This is a genomic window from Streptomyces mabaensis (assembly GCF_053763515.1).
In genome coordinates this window covers 171,025-188,783 of record NZ_JBSOPZ010000012.1, presented here as the reverse complement: position 1 = coordinate 188,783, position 17,759 = coordinate 171,025, and the positions used below count along the sequence as shown (strand labels likewise).

The following is a 17,759-nucleotide window of genomic DNA, read 5'->3' as shown; positions in this document are numbered from 1 at the left end:
CCCCCCCCCCCCCCCCCCCCCCCCCCCCCCCCCCCCCCCCCCCCCCCCCCCCCCCCCCCCCCCCCCCCCCCCGCCCCTGCACGAGGAGGACCCTCTGTACGCGGAGGACCTCCTGGCGAGCCGCCCTGCGCCCACAGCAGGTGAGCTATGTTGAAGCACGAGTGGGACGAGAAGGAGGCACGCCGGTGCCATCAGGGCAGCAGGCACGCGCACAGGCGTCCGCGATCACCTCGGGGCAGCCGTCCCCGGACACCGAGGGCGCGCCGACGTCCCGGGTTCTGGCCCTCTTCGACGGTCGCCGGCTGTCCCCTGCGCAGCGGCGCATCGCCCAGTACATGGTCGACCACCTCCCCGAAGCGGCGTTCCTCTCCATCACCGACCTCGCCGAACGCGTGGGGGTGAGCCAGCCGTCCGTGACCCGCTTCGCCTCCGCCCTGGGCTTCAGCGGGTTTCCTGCGCTGCGCGAGGCCCTGCAGCCGATCGCGCTCAGCGCTGTCGCGGGTTCGCCCGACAGCCCGGAGGAGATCCGCCGCAACGAGTTGCAGGCGGCCATCGACACCGAGATCGAGAACCTGGAGAACCTGCGCCGGCTGCTGGGCGATCCCAACCGGGTCATCGAACTCGGCCGCGACCTGGCCCAGTCGGTGCCGCTGACGATCCTGGGCCTGCGCATCTCCGTCTCGCTGGCGGAGTACTTCGCGTACGCCGCGCGCCGGATCCACCCCGACGTACGGCTGGTGACGCGCGGGGGGAGCGTGGCCTTCGACGCGCTGCTCCAGTCCCGGGAGGCCGGCGGGACATGGGTGCTGGCGTTCTCGATGCCGAGGTACGCCAACGAGACGCTGGCGGCGATCCGGGACGCCCGCTCCACCGGACTCCGGGTCGCCCTGATCACCGATCAGCCGCTCAGCCCGTTCGTGGACGAGGTGGACGTGGTGCTCAGCGCGAACAGCGGCTCGCGGCTCGTCTTCGACTCCTACGCGGCCCCCGGCGTGCTGTCAGCCGCCGTGCTGCAGGCGATGGCCGACGCCGACCCCGAGCGCACTCAGGCGCGCCTGGAGGGGTACGAGCAGGTCGCGGAGCAGCACCACTTCTTCCACGAGCACTGACCGGTCCCGCACTGACCCGGTCCACACTGACCGGTTCCGCCCGGTACCGGCCAAGTTTTCATCCGAAGGTTTGCATGAATTTTTTCATGCCCTTGCATACTCGACGGTATATATATTTACTGCGTGTGGGTGACCCCGGGGTGTCCCCGCGCAGTCCCGAGCAGGCCCATACCTCCGCACAGGAAAGCCGGCGGTCCGCACCATGTACTCAGTCATCGCTGCACCCGCATGCGAGCGGCATGTGTCCACGGTCCGGCGCCATGCGGCGGCCTGTCTGGACGCGTGGTGCCTGGCCACGCACGACCAGCACTGCGGCCTGATCATCGTCGGTGAACTGGCCGGAAACGCGGCCGTGCACGGGCGGGACGCGATGACCCTGGGCCTGGCGTTGTCGGACGCAGACCTGACCCTGAGCATCCAGGTCACCGACTACGGCGGGCCGCCGCGGGCCACGTTGAGGGCTTCACTTGACGAACTCGACGAGGAATTCGGCCGCGGGCTGGGCATCGTGTGCCACCTGGCGCACTCGGTCGACAGCACCACGACGGTCAACTCCACCAAGGTGCGGGCTATTTACCGCATCGAGCCCCTACGGGCTCCCTGAACGGACACCCGGGGCGACGCGGACTCCTCTCGTCGGCCCCAGGTGTTCTACCCGGGCGCTCCGCCTCTGCGGACGCCCATGGCGGCCCCGGTCATCCCCTAGGCCGGGGCCGCCAAAAACCGCGCCACCAGCGCCCATCAGCCGTACCCGCACCCCATCCGCACCTCACCCGGAAGCGATGACGATGCCTCAGACCCTCTCACCGACCGCCGCCGACTGGCCCAGCCAGGTCAAGGCCCCCGGCAGCCACGACTGGGAGCGTACGGCTGCCCGGTGGCTGCGGGACCTGCTGCCCGCCCGGTACGCCGGCTACTCCACGCTCACCCGCAACCACGTCATCCTCGCCCGCCACGCGCATCTCCACGTCCAGCACGAGATCCGTGCCGTGCGGGTGGCGCTGCAGACCTCGCGGGCCGAGCTGCCGACCCTGGGCGTGTCCGAGAGCGTCATCGAGAACACCATCCGGCTGTACGCCCTCGAACTGGACGAGCTCAGCCGCATCGCCCGCGGAGTCCGCGTGATCAGCGACGCACTCCTGGCCGGCAGCGGCGTCCGGCGCGGCCGGCTGCGCGTCTGACACCACACGCCCGACCGGAGGACACCCGACCGAAGGACCCCCACGCCGTACCGCCGCGTTTGCGCGGGACCGACACGCCCGGAGCACCCTGATGGGCGGCCGACGCCAAAGGCCCGCAGGGTGGAAGGAACGTGCCGCTCAGCGAGGGAGGTCCTGTGGAGGACATACGCGTCAGCGATCCGATCCTGGCCGTGAGAGAGCGCCTGCAGCGCTGCTCCGTCGCTGTCGACCTGGCCGCCGACCGGACGCGCGTCTATCTGAGGAACCACGGCCTGGTCGCCGACGAACCCAGCGTCGTCGCCGTGGACCAGGACTGCGGCACCGTCGTCGCGGTCGGCACCAAGGCCGAGCAGATGGCGGGCCGCTCGCCCGAGCACATCCGCGTCGTACGGCCGATACCGGGCGGCATGGTGGTCGACGTCGAACTCGCCCGGAGCCTGCTGCGGAACGTGGTCGGGCTCAAACTGCGCCGCGCCTGGCAGCGCGCCCCGCTCACCAGGGCGGCCGTCTGCCTCCCCTACGGCAGCCCGCCCGTGGCGTGCCGCTCCGCCGTCGAGACCCTGAGCGGCACCGGGATAAGGCGGGTCGAACTCGTCGACACCCTGCTGGCCACGGCAGTCGGCTGCGGCCTCCCGGTCGAACGTCCCGAAGCGGCCATGATCGTGGTGGCGGGCTCCGACCGCACCCAGGTGGCGGTGCTGTCCCTGGGCGCCGTCGTCGCGTCGGCGAGCGCGCCCGTGGGCAGCGACGTGATCGCCCAGACGGTCGTCGAGCACTTCCGCGCCCGGTACGGACTCTCGGTGCACAGCCAGGCCGTCCGGGCCCTGCTGCACGAACTCAGCGCCACCGCGTACGACACGGACCCCAGCATCGAGGTGAGCGGCCGGGACGTGACCAACGGAATGCCGCGCGCCGTCACCGTCGACGTCGACGCCGCCCGTGAGGCGACGGCCGCCCCGCTGGGCGCCGTCATGGACAGCGTGTTCACCGTGCTGCGCCGCTGCCCGCCCGACCTGGTCGTCGACATCGCCGACCGCGGCGTCGTGATCGCCGGCGCGGTGACCCGGCTGCCGGGCCTCGACTCGCTGCTGCGGCAGGCCGTCACCGTGCCCGTCCACATCGCCGACGACCCGGAGGAGTGTGCCGTCCGCGGCCTGGGCGCGATGATCGACGGCAGGACCGCCGGCCAGGGGCGTCCGGGACAGACGTGACCTCACAGACGTGACCTCACCGACATGACCTCGCCGACATGACCTCCAAGCGCGCAGGGGTGGCGCACCACGCCCACCGGATCCGGCATCTGCACGACAGACTGCTCGCCTCCTGGGCCGGCCTCGGCTGGAGCCGCGGCCGGGAGATGGAGCTGATGCACCGCGCCATGGGCTTCGCGGCGCTCGCGTTCCTGACCATGGTGCCGCTCCTGATCGTCGTCGCCGCGGCGGATCCGGCGAGCGGGCAGGGCTTTGGCCGTTGGCTGGGACATGCCCTGGGCGTGTCGGAGTCCTCCCGGGACGAGGTCGAGCGCCTCTTCGGTATGCCGGGGCAGGCCTTGCAGCGGACCACCGCCTTCGGCCTCGCCGCCCTCACGGTCTTCGGGCTGACCTTCGGATCCGTCGTACAGACCGGCTACGAGAAGGTCTGGGACCTGCCGACGGCCCGCTGGCACACCATGTGGCGGCATGTCGTCTGGCTCGGCACGCTCATCGTCGGTCTCGTGCTGTTCGTCAACACGCCCGCCTCCGGGGAGTCCTTCATGGCCTCCCTCCTCGGTGTCCTGGGCGACCTGGTCGGCACCTTCCTGTTCTTCTGGTTCTCCCAGCGGCTGCTGCTCGGAGGCCGGGTCCGCTGGCGGGCGCTGCTGCCCGGCGCGGTGGCCACCGCCGTCGCGATGCTGGGCCTGCGGGTCTTCTCGCAGCTGGTCTTCTCACCCCTGATCGCGTCGAACGCCATCACCTATGGCCCCTTCGGGACGGTACTGGTCGTGCAGTCCTGGCTGGTGGGCGTCGGCGTGGTCGTCTACGGAGGCGCGCTGGTGGGCCGGCTCTACCACGAGCGGCGCATGCAGCGCCGACTGCGGGGCGAGGCGGAGTCCGGCTGACGTCCAGCCGGGCGCGCCGGCACCGCCGCCCGTGGATCGGGCGGCATGGCCGGGTGATCGCCGGGTAGCCGGACCTTCCGCGTTGCGAGACCTGTCGTGCCGCGCCACGGTCGAAACGGCGAGCCAGCGGAGGAGACGACGAATGCGCGACGCTCCGGCGCTGCCGAGAGGCCCTGGGGCCGGCGGGCGGTCCCGATGACGATGACGCATGTGGCCTACGCCTGTGTCGGGCTGGGCGCCCTGCTGGCCGCGGTGCTGCCCCGGCTGGTGGCGAGACAGCCGGTGTCCCTGCCGATGGTCTTCCTGGGGTTCGGCGTACTGGTGTTCCTCCTGCCCGTCGAGCTGCCGGCACTCGACCCGGTGCGGGAGCGGGTATGGGTGGAGCATCTGAGCGAGGTGTGCGTCATCGCCTCGCTGATGGGAGCCGGGCTCGCCATCAACCGGCCGTTCGGCCTCCGGTCCTGGTCGACCACCTGGCGGCTGCTGGGCATCACCATGCCGCTGACCGTGATCGGCACCGCGCTCACCGCCTGGTGGCTGCTGGGCTGGCCCCCCGCCGTGGCGCTGCTGCTGGCCGCCGTCCTCGCGCCGACCGACCCGGTGCTCGCCGCGGAGGTCAGGGTGGGGGAGCCGACCGATGCCGAGCACGACGAGGACGAGGTGCGGTTCGCCCTCACCAGCGAGGCCGGTCTCAACGACGGACTGGCCTTCCCGTTCGTCCTCGCGGCGGTCGCGTTCTTCGCGGCGGCCGGGACGGGCTGGTCCGACCGGTGGATCGCGCACTGGTTCTGGAGCGATGTGGCGCTCAGAGCCACGGTGGGGGTGCTCGTCGGTCTCGCCCTGGGGAAGCTGCTCGGCTGGATGTTCTTCCGGGCCAACTGGGAAGCGCTGCGGCTGTCCGAGCACCGGGAGGGCTTCGTGGCGCTGGGCGCCACCTTCCTGGCGTACGGCCTGACGGAGGTCCTGCACGGCTACGGCTTCCTGGCCGTGTTCACGACCGCGTGCGCCATCCGGGCAGCCGAACGGACCCATGGCTACCACCGGGTGCTGCACGCGTTCATGGAACAGGTCGAGCGCCTGCTCACCGCCGGTGTGCTGTTCCTCCTCGGCGGTTTCATCGCCCTGGGTGGCCTCTCGGCGCTCACCTGGCGCGGCGCCGCGGCCGGGCTGCTCCTCCTGCTGGTGATCCGCCCGGTCACCGGCTGGGTGGCCCAGCTCCGGGGCCGGACGGGACCCAGGGAGCGGGCGGTGGCGGCGCTCTTCGGTATCCGGGGCATCGGATCGGTGTACTACCTCGCCTTCGCCCTGGGGGAGAGCACCTTCGGCGGGTTCGAGCGGGAACTGTGGGCGGTGGTGACCTTCACGGTTCTGGTGTCCGTCGTCGTCCACGGAACAGCCGCCACTCCGGTCATCTCCCGGCTGGACCGGCTGAACCGGACGGCCCGCCGCGGCGGCGCACCTCCCGGGCCGTAAGAGCCGCCGGGCAGGGAGGCGTGCTCACTCCCAGTCCTTCGTGATGACGAAGGTGTGGCGCTCATGGCCCAGCACGTGGCCGTCCGAGTCGACGAACGTCCCGGTCACCTCGTACGTGTCGCGGGCCAGGTGGCCGATGGGAAGTCGCTCCGGCGGCAGCACCACCTCGTACGGGCCGCCCGGCCGGTAACCGCCGAGGAGCACCTCGGACGTGCTGACCACCGCTCCCTGGCGTTGCCGCATGTCCATGAACTTCAGGCCTTCCACGGCCGTTCCCAGGCGGAAAGCCAGCGTGATACGGATCTCCGCCCCTTCCTTCAGCGCGAAAGGAGCCGCCCGTGGCATGGCCACCGATTCCCCGCCGGACACGGGAAGCGGGACATCGATCTCCTCGCGGCCCTCCGCCTGCAGACTGACACCCAGCAGTTCGAATTGTTGGATTCTGCCGATCGGTTCTTCCAAGGGCGTTCTCATCTGGCCACCCAGCTTTCCGGACGACGGTGCCAGCATATGCGTAAGTCGGACTATTCGGGGCACTCGCAGGCCGAGGCACGGACACGTCGAGGCGAGGAGATGATCGACATGGTTCCGCTCCTGCTGGTGCTCCTTCTGGTTCTGATCCTGTTCGGATTCGGATTCGCCATTGAAATCCTCTGGTGGATTGCGCTGGCGGTCCTGGTCATCTGGGTGCTGGGCTTCTTCATGCGGGGTTCGGCCTCAGGAGGCGGCAGGTCGCGCTGGTACCGCTGGTAGATCGTCGGCAGATCCGCACGCAACGGGAGATTCGGCATGGTGACGGAAGTGACCGGGCAGCCGGAAGGTGAGGGCGCCCCCGGAGCGAGGTTCACCGTCCGGGGGAGGCCGGACGACGGTGCGGTGGTACTGGCGCTCGCGGGCGAGCTGGACCACGACACCGCCGATCCGCTGCGCGAGGCGCTCGCCGACAGCTTCGGTGCCGGCAGGGATCGCGTCGTCGTCGACTGCGCGGAACTGAGGTTCTGCGACTCCACCGGACTGAACGTCCTGCTACGGGGCCGGCTGGCCGCCCAGGAGTCCGGCATCCGGCTGGAGCTCGCCGCTCTGCAGCCGCCCGTCGCCCGGATGTTCCACATCACCGGAGCCGACGGAGTGTTCCGGGTGCACGCCGACCTGTCCGCGGCGCTGGCGGACCGGCGGCACACCTGACGGGACACGAGTGACAGGAGGACGCTCATGGGCGAGGGCCTCCTGGCGCAGGGCCAGACCCGGCGTCTCGCGCTGTACGGCACCAGGGGTCTGGTCACGAGGTGCCGCGACTTCACCCGTGCGGCTCTGGCCGACTGGGGCTGGACCCCGGCCGGGAACGAGGAACACCAGGCCGTCGTCGACGACGTGCTGCTGCTGGTCTCCGAGGTGATCACCAACGCCTGCCTGCACACCGCCGGACCGACCGAACTCGTACTGAACTGCACCGACGAACGGCTGCGGATCGAGGTCGCCGACACCAGTCCCGAGCACCCCAGGCCACGGCCGCCGGGCAGCGCCGCGCAGCCCGGCGGCCATGGGCTGCTGGTGGTGGAGCGGCTCGCCCGCCGATGGGGTTCGGCCGCGCGGGAGGACGGCAAGACCGTCTGGCTGGAGGTGACGTCACCGGTACGCGCCGCACGTGGCCGGCGGCGGCAGGCCGTTCCGCGCTCCTAGTCTTCCGTGTCCGGCGGCTGGTCCTCCAGCAGGCCGGTGCGCAGCGTACTCAGGGCGCGCGCGAGCAGCCGCGAGACATGCATCTGGGAGATGCCCAGCCGCGCGCCGATCTCCGACTGAGTCAGTTCCTCGCCGAAGCGCAGCGACAGGATGACCCGGTCGCGCTCGGGCAGGGCGGCGATCAGCGGCTTGAGGGACTCCAGGCACTCGATCACGTCGAACGCGCGGTCCTCGGCGCCGAGACAGCGGGTCACCGCGCTGCGGGCCTCGTCCTCCTTCAGCGGAGCGTCCAGGGAACGCGCGATGTAACCGTTGGCCGCCTGCTGCCCCTCGACCACCTCCGCCTCGGTGACATCGAGGCGCTCGGCGAGCTCCGCCGCGGTGGGCACGCGGCCCAGCCCCTGCTCCAGCGTGTCGTACGCCTTGGCCAGGTCGATCCGCAGCTCCTGGAGCCGGCGGGGCACCCGGACGGCCCAGCTGGTGTCCCGGAAGAAGCGTTTGATCTCGCCGACGATGGTCGGCAGCGCGAAGGAGGCGAACTCGACCTCGCGCTCCACGTCGAACCGGTTGATCGCCTTGATCAGGCCGATCGTCCCGACCTGGATGATGTCCTCCACCGGTTCGCTGCGGTTGCGGAACCGCGTGGCGGCGTACTTCACCAGGCTGAGGTTGAGCTCGACGAGGGTGTTGCGGACGTAGGAGTACTCCGGCGAGCCCTCGTCCAGCGTGCCCAGTCGCTGGAACAGGGACGTGGACAGCGTCCGCGCGTCCACGGTGCTCAGGGTCCGGGGGTCGGGGATGTCCGGAAGCCCGGCGAGAGCGGCCGCCTCCCGCGGCTGCGGCCGGCGCGCGGCCGACGCCGCGGGGGACGGGGTACGTCCGGCCCTTCGGGCGGTACGGCCGGTCACCCGGGCGGTACGGGCGGTGCGGGCGGAACGGGCAGTGCTGGACATGAGGCTCCTCCGACGGAAAAAGCGGCCGGCGCTGTCGGCTGCAGCGGGACCGTCGCGTGAGCTTCCCTGGCTGACATACCCGATTATGCCGGTTTGACGCTTTTGTGCAGGCAGGGGGCGCCGCCCCACGCGGATGGCCCCGCCCGGGGGCCCGGATGACCGCCGCGCGGCCGCGTGCCACAGTGGACGCAGGCCGTGAGTCATGAGCGCGAGGTCAGCCATGGAAGAGTCCGACCGGACCACCGGGGCGGCCCGCCCCACCACGGAACTGAGCGAAGAAGGCCTCCGCAGGCTGCTGGCCGGCCTCACCGCCGTACGCGACGGAGACTTCAGCACCCGCCTCCCCGACGACGCCGGAGGACTGCTGGGCGAGATCGCGTCGATCTACAACGGGATGGTCGACCAGTTGTCGCTGGTGACCGCGGAGGTCACCCGGGTGGCCCGGGAGGTCGGCGGGCAGGGCCTGCTCGGCGGGCACGCCCAGGTACCCCGCGTCAGCGGCGTCTGGCTCGAGCTCACCGCCGGCGTCAACACCATGGCCGACAACCTCACCTCCCAGGTGCGGTCCATCGCACAGGTCGCCACCGCCGTCGCGCGCGGGGACCTGACCCAGAAGATCAGGGTGGACGCGCGCGGGGAGATCCTGGAGCTGAAGGAGACCATCAACACGATGGTCGACCGGCTCTCCTCGTTCGCCGAGGAGGTCACCCGGGTCGCCCGGGAGGTGGGCACCGAGGGAGACCTCGGCGGACAGGCGACCGTCCAGGGCGTCTCGGGCACCTGGAAGGATCTGACCGACAACGTCAACTCCATGGCGACCAACCTGACCAACCAGGTCCGCAACATCGCCCAGGTCACCACGGCCGTCGCGCAGGGCGATCTGACCCGCAAGATCGACGTCGACGCCCGCGGCGAGATCCTCGAACTCAAAACGACCATCAACACCATGGTCGACCAGCTGTCGTCCTTCGCCGCCGAGGTCACCCGGGTGGCGCGCGAGGTCGGCAGCGAGGGGCGGCTCGGCGGCCAGGCCGAGGTGGAAGGGGTCTCCGGCACCTGGAAGCGGCTCACCGAGAACGTCAACGAGCTGGCCGGCAACCTCACCCGGCAGGTGCGCGCCATCGCCGAGGTGACCAGCGCGGTCGCCGAGGGCGACCTGACCCGCTCGATCACCGTCGAGGCGCCCGGCGAGGTCGGCGACCTCAAGGACAACATCAACGCCATGGTCGAGTCGCTGCGCGCGACCATCCGCGCCAACGAGGAACAGGACTGGCTCAAGACCAACCTGGCCCGGATGGCGGGGCTCATGCAAGGCGCCCGGGACCTCGCCGCGGTCGCCGAACTCATCATGGACGGTGTCCCTCCGCTGGTCGGCGCACAGTACGGAGCCTTCTTCCTGGCCGAGGAGCGCGCCGACGGCACCGAACTGGTCAGGACCGCCGCGTACGGAGCACCCGACGACCCCGCCGGCGCTCCTCCGCGCTTCCGGATCGGGCAGTCCCTGGTCGGCCAGGCCGCCCGCAGCCGCCGCACCCTCACGGTCCGCGATGTTCCCCCGGGGTACGCGACCATCGCCTCCGGCACCGGCTCGCTCGACCCCACCACGCTGATCGTGCTGCCGATCGTCGTGGAGGACCAGGTCCTCGGCGCCATCGAGCTGGCCGCGCTGCGCCCGTTCACCGCCATCCACCTCGACTTCCTCGAACAGTTCATCGAGACGGTCGGAGTCAATGTCAGCTCCCTGATCGCCAACGCGCGCACCGACGAACTGCTGGACCGCTCCCAGCGCCTCACGGCCGAACTCAGCACCCGGTCCCAGGAGTTGCAGGCCCGGCAGAAGGAACTCCAGCGGTCCAACGCCGAACTCAAGGAGAAGGCCGCCCTGCTGGCCGACCGCAACCGGGACATCGAGCGCAAGAACCTGGAGATCGAGCAGGCGCGCCAGGAGCTGGAAACCCGGGCGCAGCAGCTCTCGCGTACCTCCATGTACAAGTCGGAGTTCCTGGCCAACATGAGCCACGAACTGCGCACCCCGCTGAACAGCCTGCTCATCCTCGCCCAGCTGCTCGCGCAGAACCCCGAGGGCAATCTGACGGAGAAGCAGGTCGACTACGCCGAGGTCATCCACTCCGCCGGTTCCGACCTGCTCCAGCTGATCAACGACATCCTGGATCTGTCGAAGGTCGAAGCCGGCAAGATGGACATCCACCCCGAGCCGGTCGCGCTGGACCTCCTGCTGGAGTACGCCGAGGCCACCTTCCGGCCGGTCGCGACCGAACGCGGGCTGGACTTCCGGGTGATCGCCGCACCGGACGTCCCCGACGAGCTCACCACCGACGAGTCCCGGCTCCGGCAGGTGCTGCGCAACCTGCTGTCCAACGCACTGAAGTTCACCGACGAGGGCCACGTCGAACTGCGCGTCGACCGTGCCGGGGACGACGAACTGCCTCCGGCCCTGCGCGGCGGCGGGCCCGCGCTGGCGTTCCGTGTCACCGACACCGGCATCGGCATCCCGGACGACCGCCTGGAGACCATCTTCGGCGCCTTCCAGCAGGGCGACGGCACCACCGCCCGCCGCTACGGCGGCACCGGCCTCGGACTGTCCATCAGCCGGGAGGTGGCACAACTGCTCGGCGGCTCCGTCGTGGCCGAGAGCAGCCCCGGGCGCGGCAGCCGTTTCACCCTCTACCTCCCGGTGCACGCCGAGCATCACCCGGAACGGCCGCACTCCGGAGCCCGGATGCGGTGGGAGCGGGAGGGCGAGCTGCCGTCCGGTGTCCCGGTGGCGGCCGGACGTACGGTCCTGGTGGTCGACGACGACACCCGTAACGTCTTCGCACTCACCGAGGTCCTGGAACGGGAGGGGATGCGCGTCCTGCGGGCGGACAACGGCGGCGCCGGACTCGAACTGCTGGCCGCGCACGACGACGTGGACCTCATCGTGATGGACGTGATGATGGCCGGCATGGACGGTTACGCCGCCACCGCCGCGATCCGCGAGATGCCGCGGTACGCCGACGTACCGGTCATCGCGGTCACCGCCAAGGCGATGCCCGGCGACCGCGCCAAGGCACTGGCGGCCGGCGCGAACGACTACGTCACCAAACCCGTGGACACCGACGACCTGGTCGGCCGGATCCGCGGCTGGCTGAGCGGCTGACCGGCGGGCAGTACGGCCGGCGGTACGACCGGCTCAGGAGACCCTGACGACCACGAGGCTGGTGTCGTCGTCCGTGTCGCCGATCACGGCCCCCATCAGCCGGTCGGCGTGCTCGTCCATCCTGCCCGGGCCGAGGCTCTCCGCCGCGCGCCGCAGGATCGCCAGACTCTCGTCGAGCCCCGTGTGCCGCCGCTCGATGAACCCGTCGGTGTAGAGCAGCAGTATGTCCCCGGTCATCAGCTGGGTCACGGTCTCCTGGTAGAACGCGGACGGGGCCGCCCCCAGCAGGATGTTGCGCGGGGGTTCGAGGAACTCGGCCCGCCCCGCACGCAGCAGCAGCAGGGGCAGATGGCCCGCGCTCGCCCAGCACAGGGAACGCTCGGCCGGGTCGTACAGCGCGCACACCGCGGTGGCCGTCGGATGCCCGTGCGTGTGCAGCGTGACCTCGTTCAGCCACGCCATGAGGCGGCCGGGGGAGTGGCCGGTGAAGGCCAGCCCGCGCAGCGCGTTGCGCAGCGCGACCATGCCGGTGGAGGCGTCGATACCGTGCCCGGCGATGTCGCCGACCGCCACCAGGACCCGGCCGCTGGGCAGCGGCAGCACGTCGTACCAGTCGCCGCCCACGCGGTACTCCTCCGCCGCCGGCCGGTAGCGGGCCGCGACCTGGAGCCCCGGCGGCTCCTCCAGCCTCGGGACCTCCGGGACGATCGCCTGCTGGAGCTGGAGGGCCAGCTGGTGGCGCAGCGCGGACTGCGCCTGGACGGCGGTCAGCTGGTCGAAGGTGGCGGTCAGCGCGACCTCGGTGTGGTGCCGGGCCGACACGTCCTGAAAGATGCCGGTCACCCCGGTGAGCACGCCGTCGGTCAGCAACGGCTCCGCTGCGATCCGCACATGGCGCAGCCCGCCGTCGTCACGGATGACGCGCACCAGGGTGTACATGCCCTCCAGCCGGCCGGTCACGGTGCTCAGCAGCTCCTCCAGCCGGCCGGTGTCCGCCGCGTGCAGCCGCGGCGCGAGCCTGCCCAGCGGGACTGGGTCGGTGTCCCGCGGGATGCCGAAGATCGTGTACGCCTGGTCGCTCCACCGCGAGTCGCCGGTGACCAGGTCGTCCTCGAAGGAGGCGACGTACTCCAGCCGGCCCAGCGCCCGCGCGGCCGACCGGCCCGGGTCGCTGGTGGTGTGCCAGAGCACGACGGTGCGGTCCCGCCCGGCCGGCAGCACACGGACGTCGAGCATGGGGTCCGGGCCGCCGTGCCGGTACGTGCCGGGCACCCGGTCGGCGCGCTGTACTGCTGTCGTGGCACGGACGCCCGCCACCAGGCGTGCCAGATCGCCGTGGACGTGCGGGAAGACCTGGGCCAGCGGGCGCCCCTGCGGCGCGTGGACCCCGCCCGCGGCCTTCAGCGCCGCCGGGTTGAGGTGCTCGACGTGGAGAGCTGAGTGCTCGGACCCCGGCTCCGGCTCCGGCTCCGGCTCCGTACGCAGCGTCATCGCCGGATGGGCCAGCAGATCCAGCAGGGCGCCGAGCACCGCCGGCTCCGCCGGATCGGGGCCGGCCTCGTCGAGCATCCGGGCCGCTGTCTCGGTCAGCCCCATGAGCGCCCGGCGTACCGGCTCGTCCAGCTCGGCCGGGCCCGGCCACACCACCAGCGCCACACCCGTGACGGCGCCCCGGTGCCACAGCGGCAGGACCGCGCGGGCGGCGTCGGGGGTGGAGCCCGGCAGCCGCTCACCGGACGGCGGACCGGCCGGCAGCCAGTCGGGCTGCGCCCTCGCCATGACGCGGTGCAGCGACCCGCCGCCCTCCGGGGGGAACCACCGCCAGTGGGAGGCGTCCGGGGCACTCACCCCTGCGTGGCCGGCCAGCTCCAGGCAGCCCGTCGCCGTGCGGCGCCACAGCAGGAGGGCCTGTGCTCCGAGCGGGCGCAGGCCGCCTTCGAGCAGCGCGGCCGCCACCTCGCCGACCGTGTCGCCGGCCTCCGCCGCGGACACCGTCCGGCGGGACCGGCGCGCGTGCGCCACCTCGTGCGCGCCGGCCGCCTCGGCGACGACCGTCCCGGCGGCGCCGTTGACGATGTCGGCCGCCAGGTCCTCCGCGCTCAGTCCGGTCGACTCGGCGAGGCGCCCCAGATGGTCCGCTGCGTCGAAGGGGGTCACCGAGAGCTGGGCCACCAGAACGCCGGCGGCGAGGTCGAGCAGATGGCGGCGCGCCCGCTCGGCGTGCAGGGCGGTGACTTCCGCGGAGAGCTCGGCCACGGCCGCACAGAGGTCGCCCTCCGTGGTGGCCGGGCCCGGAAGCGGCCCCAGCTCGGGCATGATCATGACTTCTCCGTTTCGAGGAGGGGAGGCCATGGGCGCCGGTGGATTCGTACGGGATGCGTGGCGGGTGGGTACGTGGTGGTACCTGCCGGCGGCGGACGCGATCGCGACGCACCGGATTCTACTCGGGCGGCCCGGCCGCGGCAGGGGCGACGGAAACCGGGGTCCGGTCCGAGGCGCCGATTGATCAGCCCACGGCGGGGTAGCCGCAGCGCGGGGGGTGAGCAGACCGGCCGGGTGGGCCCGAGCGGCACGCCCGACGGTGGAAGGGCGCGAGTCATGAGCATCCCCGTCCCCTCGGACCCGGACATCACTCCGGTGCCCCGGCCGTCCCCGCGACCGGATGAGCCCGGCCCCGAACCCAGGCCCGGCCCCCGGCCCGAACCGAGGCCCGGCCCGCACCCCGAGCCGCGCCCCCGCCCCGGGCCGCCGCGCCCGCCGGACGCGGCCACCTGACGACGCCGCGTGACGAGAGGGCCGCAGGAAGGAAGCGGAGGCAGCCGTGTCACAGGTCGAGGAGTCGGTCGTGGTCGGTGTCCCGGTGCGGACCGCCTACGACCAGTGGACCCAGTTCGAGGAGTTCCCCCTGTTCATGGAGGGCGTGCAGCGGATCGAGCAGCTGACCCCGACGCTCACCCACTGGGAGGTCGAGGTGAACGGGATCCGGCGGGAGTTCGACGCACGGATCTGCGAACAGGTCCCCGACCGGCGGGTGGCCTGGACCACGACGGGTGGGGGCATCCACCAGGCCGGGGTGGTCACCTTCCACCGGCTGTCGGACGAGCGCTGCAAGATCATGATGCAGCTCGACTTCGAACCGGGCGGCATCGCGGAGACCACCGCGGACAAGCTGGGCGTCGTACGCCGCCAGATCAGGGACGACCTGGCGCGCTTCCGGGCGTTCATCGAGAAGCGGGGCACGGCGACCGGCGGCTGGCGCGGTCAGGTCTGACGCCCGGTGCGGCGGGCTCCCGGTGCCGCGGTTGGGCCGATCGAGGCGGTCCGGACGTCCGGACCGTTAGCCGGACCGGTCACGGGGAACCCGTGGGGCATGCCAGCGCACCGCTCCACGGTCCACGAGTCGTACTGGATGGCCACCACCGGGCCCACCGGCCATCCCTCCCTCGACGCCGATCTCACCGTGGACACGGCAGTCGTCGGCGGAGGCATCGCCGGCCTGTGCACCGCGTGGGAGCTGGCCCGCGCCGGCCGCGAGGTCGTCATCGTCGAGGCCGGCCGCATCGCCTCGGGAGTCACCGGCCACACCACGGGGAAACTGACCGCGCTGCACGGCCTCGGATACGAGCGGCTGCGCAAGGCGCACGGCGCGGAGAGCGCGGCGCTGCACGCACGGGCCCAGCAGGAGGCGCTGGACCATGTGGCGGTCCTCTGCTCCGAGTTGGGAATCGACGCGGAACTGGAACGGGTTCCGGCCTTCACCTACGTCCGGGACGAGCGACGGGTGGACGAGATCAGGGCAGAGGCCGGGGCCGCCCGGGAAGCGGGCCTGTCCGCGTCCTTCGTCACCGAGACGGACCTGCCCTACCCGGTGGCCGCCGCCGTCCGCGTCGACGGACAACTCCAGTTCCACCCGCGCAAGTTCCTGCTGGGTCTCGCCGACGCCTTCACCGCGCTGGGCGGGCGGATCTTCGAGCAGACGCGCATCACCGCACTGCACGAGGGCGCGCACTGCCGGCTGACCACGGAACGGGGAGCGACCGTTCACGCGCGGGACGTCGTGGTCGCCACCCACTTCCCGGCGTTCGACCACACCACGCTCATCGCGCGGCTCACCGCGCGGCGGGAGCTGGTCATCGCCGCGCCGGTACCGGCCGGTGCGGCTCCACAGGGCATGTACATCACACCGGAGGACGGCACCCGGTCCGTGCGGACCGCCCCGTACGGCTCCCAGCGGCGGCTGGTGATCGTCACGGGCGAGCCGTTCGTACCGGGGTCGGGCGACGTGGCCGAACGGCTCGGGCGGCTCGACTCCTGGGCGTGCGAGCACCTCCCGGGCTTCGCCGGCGCGGAAACCCGGTACCAGTGGTCGGCGCAGGACAACGACTCCACCGACCATCTGCCGTACGTCGGCCATATCCATCCCGGGACCCAGCACGTCTACGTCGCCACCGGGTTCGGCGGCTGGGGCATGAGCAACGGCGTGATGGCGGGCCGGCTGCTGGCCGCCCATCTGGCCGGCGGGCCCCGCCCCGCCTGGACCGAGCTCTACGATCCCCGCCGACTGGTGGCGCTGCGCGAGATGCCCGGCTTCCTCAAGGCCCAGAGCTCCGTCGTGGAGCACTTCGTCGGGGACCGCCTGCACGTCGCCCACGACGGCTCCGCCGAGGACATCAGCCCCGGTACGGGGGCGGTCGTACGGGTCGAGGGCCGCCGCTGCGCGGTGTACCGGGACGACTCCGGCGCCGTCAGCGCGGTCTCCGCGCGCTGTACGCACATGGGCTGCCTGGTGGGGTTCAACGACGCCGAACGGGTCTGGGAGTGCCCCTGCCACGGCTCCCGGTTCGCCACCGACGGCACGGTCGTGCAGGGCCCGGCGACCCGGCCGCTCGAACGCCGGGAGATGCCTGCCGAACCCGGCGGGTCGTGACCGGTGTCCGGCCGCTACTGGGGGTACTCCTCCCGGATGTCCCCGGGCTGCTGCTCCGGCTCGTGGCGCAGCGCCGCCTCGCTGTGCTCCTTCAGCTGCTCCGCGCGGTAGCGAAGCCGCTCCGCCTCCTCCGGGTTGGCGGAGTTCCGCGCCTTGCGCAGCAACTCCTCGGCCTTGTCGCGCTCGTACTCGGCACGCACGCGGGATTCTGGCTGGTCGCTCATCGTGGCCTCCGGTCGGGGTGCGGGCGCCGTCGGGCACTGGGGCGGCTGCCCCGGCCGCCGGGGGCCAAACCCGGGCAGTCCCGGCGCGCCATAGACGCGTGAACCCCGGGGTGAGGGGCAGACGGGGGGGCGAAGACCAGAAAGGATGTGAGACGCATGCGAGTGGCGTTTCTCGTGGCCCCCGAGGGAGTCGAGCAGGTCGAACTGACCGATCCCTGGCAGGCGGTCATCGACGAGGGCGGCGAGCCGGTCCTCCTCTCCACGAAGTCCGGGCGGATCCAGGCGTTCGACCATCTCGACAAGGCGGGCACCTTCCCGGTGGACCGGACGGTCGCCGACAGCACCACCGCGGACTTCGACGCGCTGGTCCTTCCCGGCGGAGTCGCCAATCCGGACGCGCTGCGCATGGACCCCGATGCCGTGGCCTTCGTACGGCACTTCTTCGGCCTCGGCAAGCCGGTCGCGGCGATCTGCCACGCCCCCTGGACGCTGGTGGAGGCCGATGTGGTCCGCGGCAGGACGCTGACCTCGTGGCCCAGCCTGCAGACCGACATCCGCAACGCGGGTGGTACCTGGGTCGACGAGGAGGTGAAGGTCGATCAGTCCGCACCGGGCACCCTGATCACCAGCCGCAAGCCCGGCGATCTGAAGGCCTTCTGCGCGGCATTCATCCAGGAGTTCCGCGGCTGAACGACAACCGCGCCGAGCCCCGGGCAGGCGCGAGGACAGGACGTCATGAGCACAGAACCGCCCCCCGACGGCCCCGGCCCGGTGCCCAGCCGGCCGGACCCGGTACCGCACGACCCGCAGCCGCCCGAATCGGAGCCCGAGGCGCCCGATCTCGACCCGGACCAGGAGCCGTCGGCCCCTCCCGGTGAGGATCCGGAACCGGGCACGCGGCCGGTCCCGGAGGCCCCCGACTGACGGCGCACCGACTGCGCGGTGCCTGTTCGT

At 72.0% G+C, this 17,759-nt stretch carries 18 protein-coding genes; 14 read left to right on the top strand and 4 right to left on the bottom strand.

Annotated elements, in window-relative coordinates; all coding sequences use genetic code 11:
- Positions 1-185: 185 nt before the first annotated feature.
- The 6 genes from ACWV17_RS13645 to ACWV17_RS13620 all read left to right on the top strand — a co-directional run bounded on the left by ACWV17_RS13645 (position 186) and on the right by ACWV17_RS13620 (position 5,861).
- A complete protein-coding gene (locus ACWV17_RS13645) occupies positions 186-1,109 on the top strand; it encodes a MurR/RpiR family transcriptional regulator (protein ID WP_455354927.1) in 924 nt (307 codons plus the stop codon).
- A gap of 202 nt (positions 1,110-1,311) precedes the next feature.
- Positions 1,312-1,713 (top strand): ATP-binding protein, encoded by a 402-nt coding sequence (locus tag ACWV17_RS13640; RefSeq protein ID WP_455354926.1) that lies wholly within the window; start codon positions 1,312-1,314, stop codon positions 1,711-1,713.
- A 178-nt stretch (positions 1,714-1,891) separates the two neighbouring features.
- Positions 1,892-2,290, top strand: coding sequence for a hypothetical protein (locus ACWV17_RS13635; protein WP_455354925.1), 399 nt, complete (start codon positions 1,892-1,894; stop codon positions 2,288-2,290).
- A gap of 155 nt (positions 2,291-2,445) precedes the next feature.
- Positions 2,446-3,501 carry a rod shape-determining protein gene (locus ACWV17_RS13630; protein WP_455354924.1) on the top strand — a complete coding sequence of 352 codons (1,056 nt, stop codon included), beginning with the start codon at positions 2,446-2,448 and terminating at the stop codon, positions 3,499-3,501.
- Positions 3,502-3,539: 38 nt separating this feature from the next.
- Positions 3,540-4,388 carry a YhjD/YihY/BrkB family envelope integrity protein gene (locus tag ACWV17_RS13625; protein WP_455359882.1) on the top strand — a complete coding sequence of 283 codons (849 nt, stop codon included), beginning with the start codon at positions 3,540-3,542 and terminating at the stop codon, positions 4,386-4,388.
- A gap of 195 nt (positions 4,389-4,583) precedes the next feature.
- Entirely contained in the window at positions 4,584-5,861 is a 1,278-nt protein-coding gene (locus tag ACWV17_RS13620) for a cation:proton antiporter (protein WP_455359881.1), read from the top strand.
- Between the two features lie 24 nt (positions 5,862-5,885).
- Here ACWV17_RS13620 and ACWV17_RS13615 read toward each other — a convergent pair whose 3' ends face one another.
- Complete coding sequence (locus ACWV17_RS13615; protein WP_455359880.1) at positions 5,886-6,323, bottom strand: hypothetical protein; 438 nt, start codon at positions 6,321-6,323, stop codon at positions 5,886-5,888.
- 120 nt (positions 6,324-6,443) lie between these two features.
- Between ACWV17_RS13615 and ACWV17_RS13610 the strand changes: the two genes are divergently transcribed.
- The 3 genes from ACWV17_RS13610 to ACWV17_RS13600 are packed head-to-tail and all read left to right on the top strand — an operon-like array spanning position 6,444 to position 7,541.
- The gene (locus ACWV17_RS13610; RefSeq protein WP_455354933.1) at positions 6,444-6,614 is read left to right on the top strand and encodes a hydrophobic protein; all 171 of its coding nucleotides are present in this window, start codon (positions 6,444-6,446) and stop codon (positions 6,612-6,614) included.
- Between the two features lie 36 nt (positions 6,615-6,650).
- Positions 6,651-7,046 carry an STAS domain-containing protein gene (locus ACWV17_RS13605; RefSeq protein ID WP_455359879.1) on the top strand — a complete coding sequence of 132 codons (396 nt, stop codon included), beginning with the start codon at positions 6,651-6,653 and terminating at the stop codon, positions 7,044-7,046.
- A 27-nt stretch (positions 7,047-7,073) separates the two neighbouring features.
- Positions 7,074-7,541: an ATP-binding protein gene (locus ACWV17_RS13600; protein ID WP_455354919.1), complete on the top strand. Its 468-nt coding sequence runs from the start codon at positions 7,074-7,076 to the stop codon at positions 7,539-7,541.
- On the opposite strand, the gene ACWV17_RS13595 is transcribed toward ACWV17_RS13600, so the two are convergent.
- The gene (locus ACWV17_RS13595; protein ID WP_455359878.1) at positions 7,538-8,494 is read right to left on the bottom strand and encodes a SigB/SigF/SigG family RNA polymerase sigma factor; all 957 of its coding nucleotides are present in this window, start codon (positions 8,492-8,494) and stop codon (positions 7,538-7,540) included. The two genes, ACWV17_RS13600 and ACWV17_RS13595, sit on opposite strands and share 4 nt — an antisense overlap.
- 202 nt (positions 8,495-8,696) lie before the next feature.
- Between ACWV17_RS13595 and ACWV17_RS13590 the strand changes: the two genes are divergently transcribed.
- Positions 8,697-11,654, top strand: a complete 2,958-nt coding sequence (locus ACWV17_RS13590; protein WP_455359877.1) for a HAMP domain-containing protein — start codon at positions 8,697-8,699, stop codon at positions 11,652-11,654.
- 33 nt (positions 11,655-11,687) lie between these two features.
- Here ACWV17_RS13590 and ACWV17_RS13585 read toward each other — a convergent pair whose 3' ends face one another.
- Entirely contained in the window at positions 11,688-13,976 is a 2,289-nt protein-coding gene (locus ACWV17_RS13585; RefSeq protein ID WP_455359876.1) for a SpoIIE family protein phosphatase, read from the bottom strand.
- A gap of 499 nt (positions 13,977-14,475) precedes the next feature.
- Here ACWV17_RS13585 and ACWV17_RS13580 point away from each other — a divergent pair, with 499 nt between their 5' ends.
- Positions 14,476-14,925 (top strand): SRPBCC family protein, encoded by a 450-nt coding sequence (locus ACWV17_RS13580; protein ID WP_455354915.1) that lies wholly within the window; start codon positions 14,476-14,478, stop codon positions 14,923-14,925.
- A 99-nt stretch (positions 14,926-15,024) separates the two neighbouring features.
- The gene (locus ACWV17_RS13575) at positions 15,025-16,581 is read left to right on the top strand and encodes an FAD-dependent oxidoreductase (RefSeq protein ID WP_455359875.1); all 1,557 of its coding nucleotides are present in this window, start codon (positions 15,025-15,027) and stop codon (positions 16,579-16,581) included.
- A 14-nt stretch (positions 16,582-16,595) separates the two neighbouring features.
- Here ACWV17_RS13575 and ACWV17_RS13570 read toward each other — a convergent pair whose 3' ends face one another.
- Positions 16,596-16,805: a DUF6381 family protein gene (locus ACWV17_RS13570; RefSeq protein ID WP_455354913.1), complete on the bottom strand. Its 210-nt coding sequence runs from the start codon at positions 16,803-16,805 to the stop codon at positions 16,596-16,598.
- A 156-nt stretch (positions 16,806-16,961) separates the two neighbouring features.
- Between ACWV17_RS13570 and ACWV17_RS13565 the strand changes: the two genes are divergently transcribed.
- A complete protein-coding gene (locus ACWV17_RS13565; protein WP_455359874.1) occupies positions 16,962-17,495 on the top strand; it encodes a type 1 glutamine amidotransferase domain-containing protein in 534 nt (177 codons plus the stop codon).
- A gap of 45 nt (positions 17,496-17,540) precedes the next feature.
- A complete protein-coding gene (locus ACWV17_RS13560; protein ID WP_455359873.1) occupies positions 17,541-17,729 on the top strand; it encodes a hypothetical protein in 189 nt (62 codons plus the stop codon).
- Positions 17,730-17,759 lie beyond the last annotated feature (30 nt).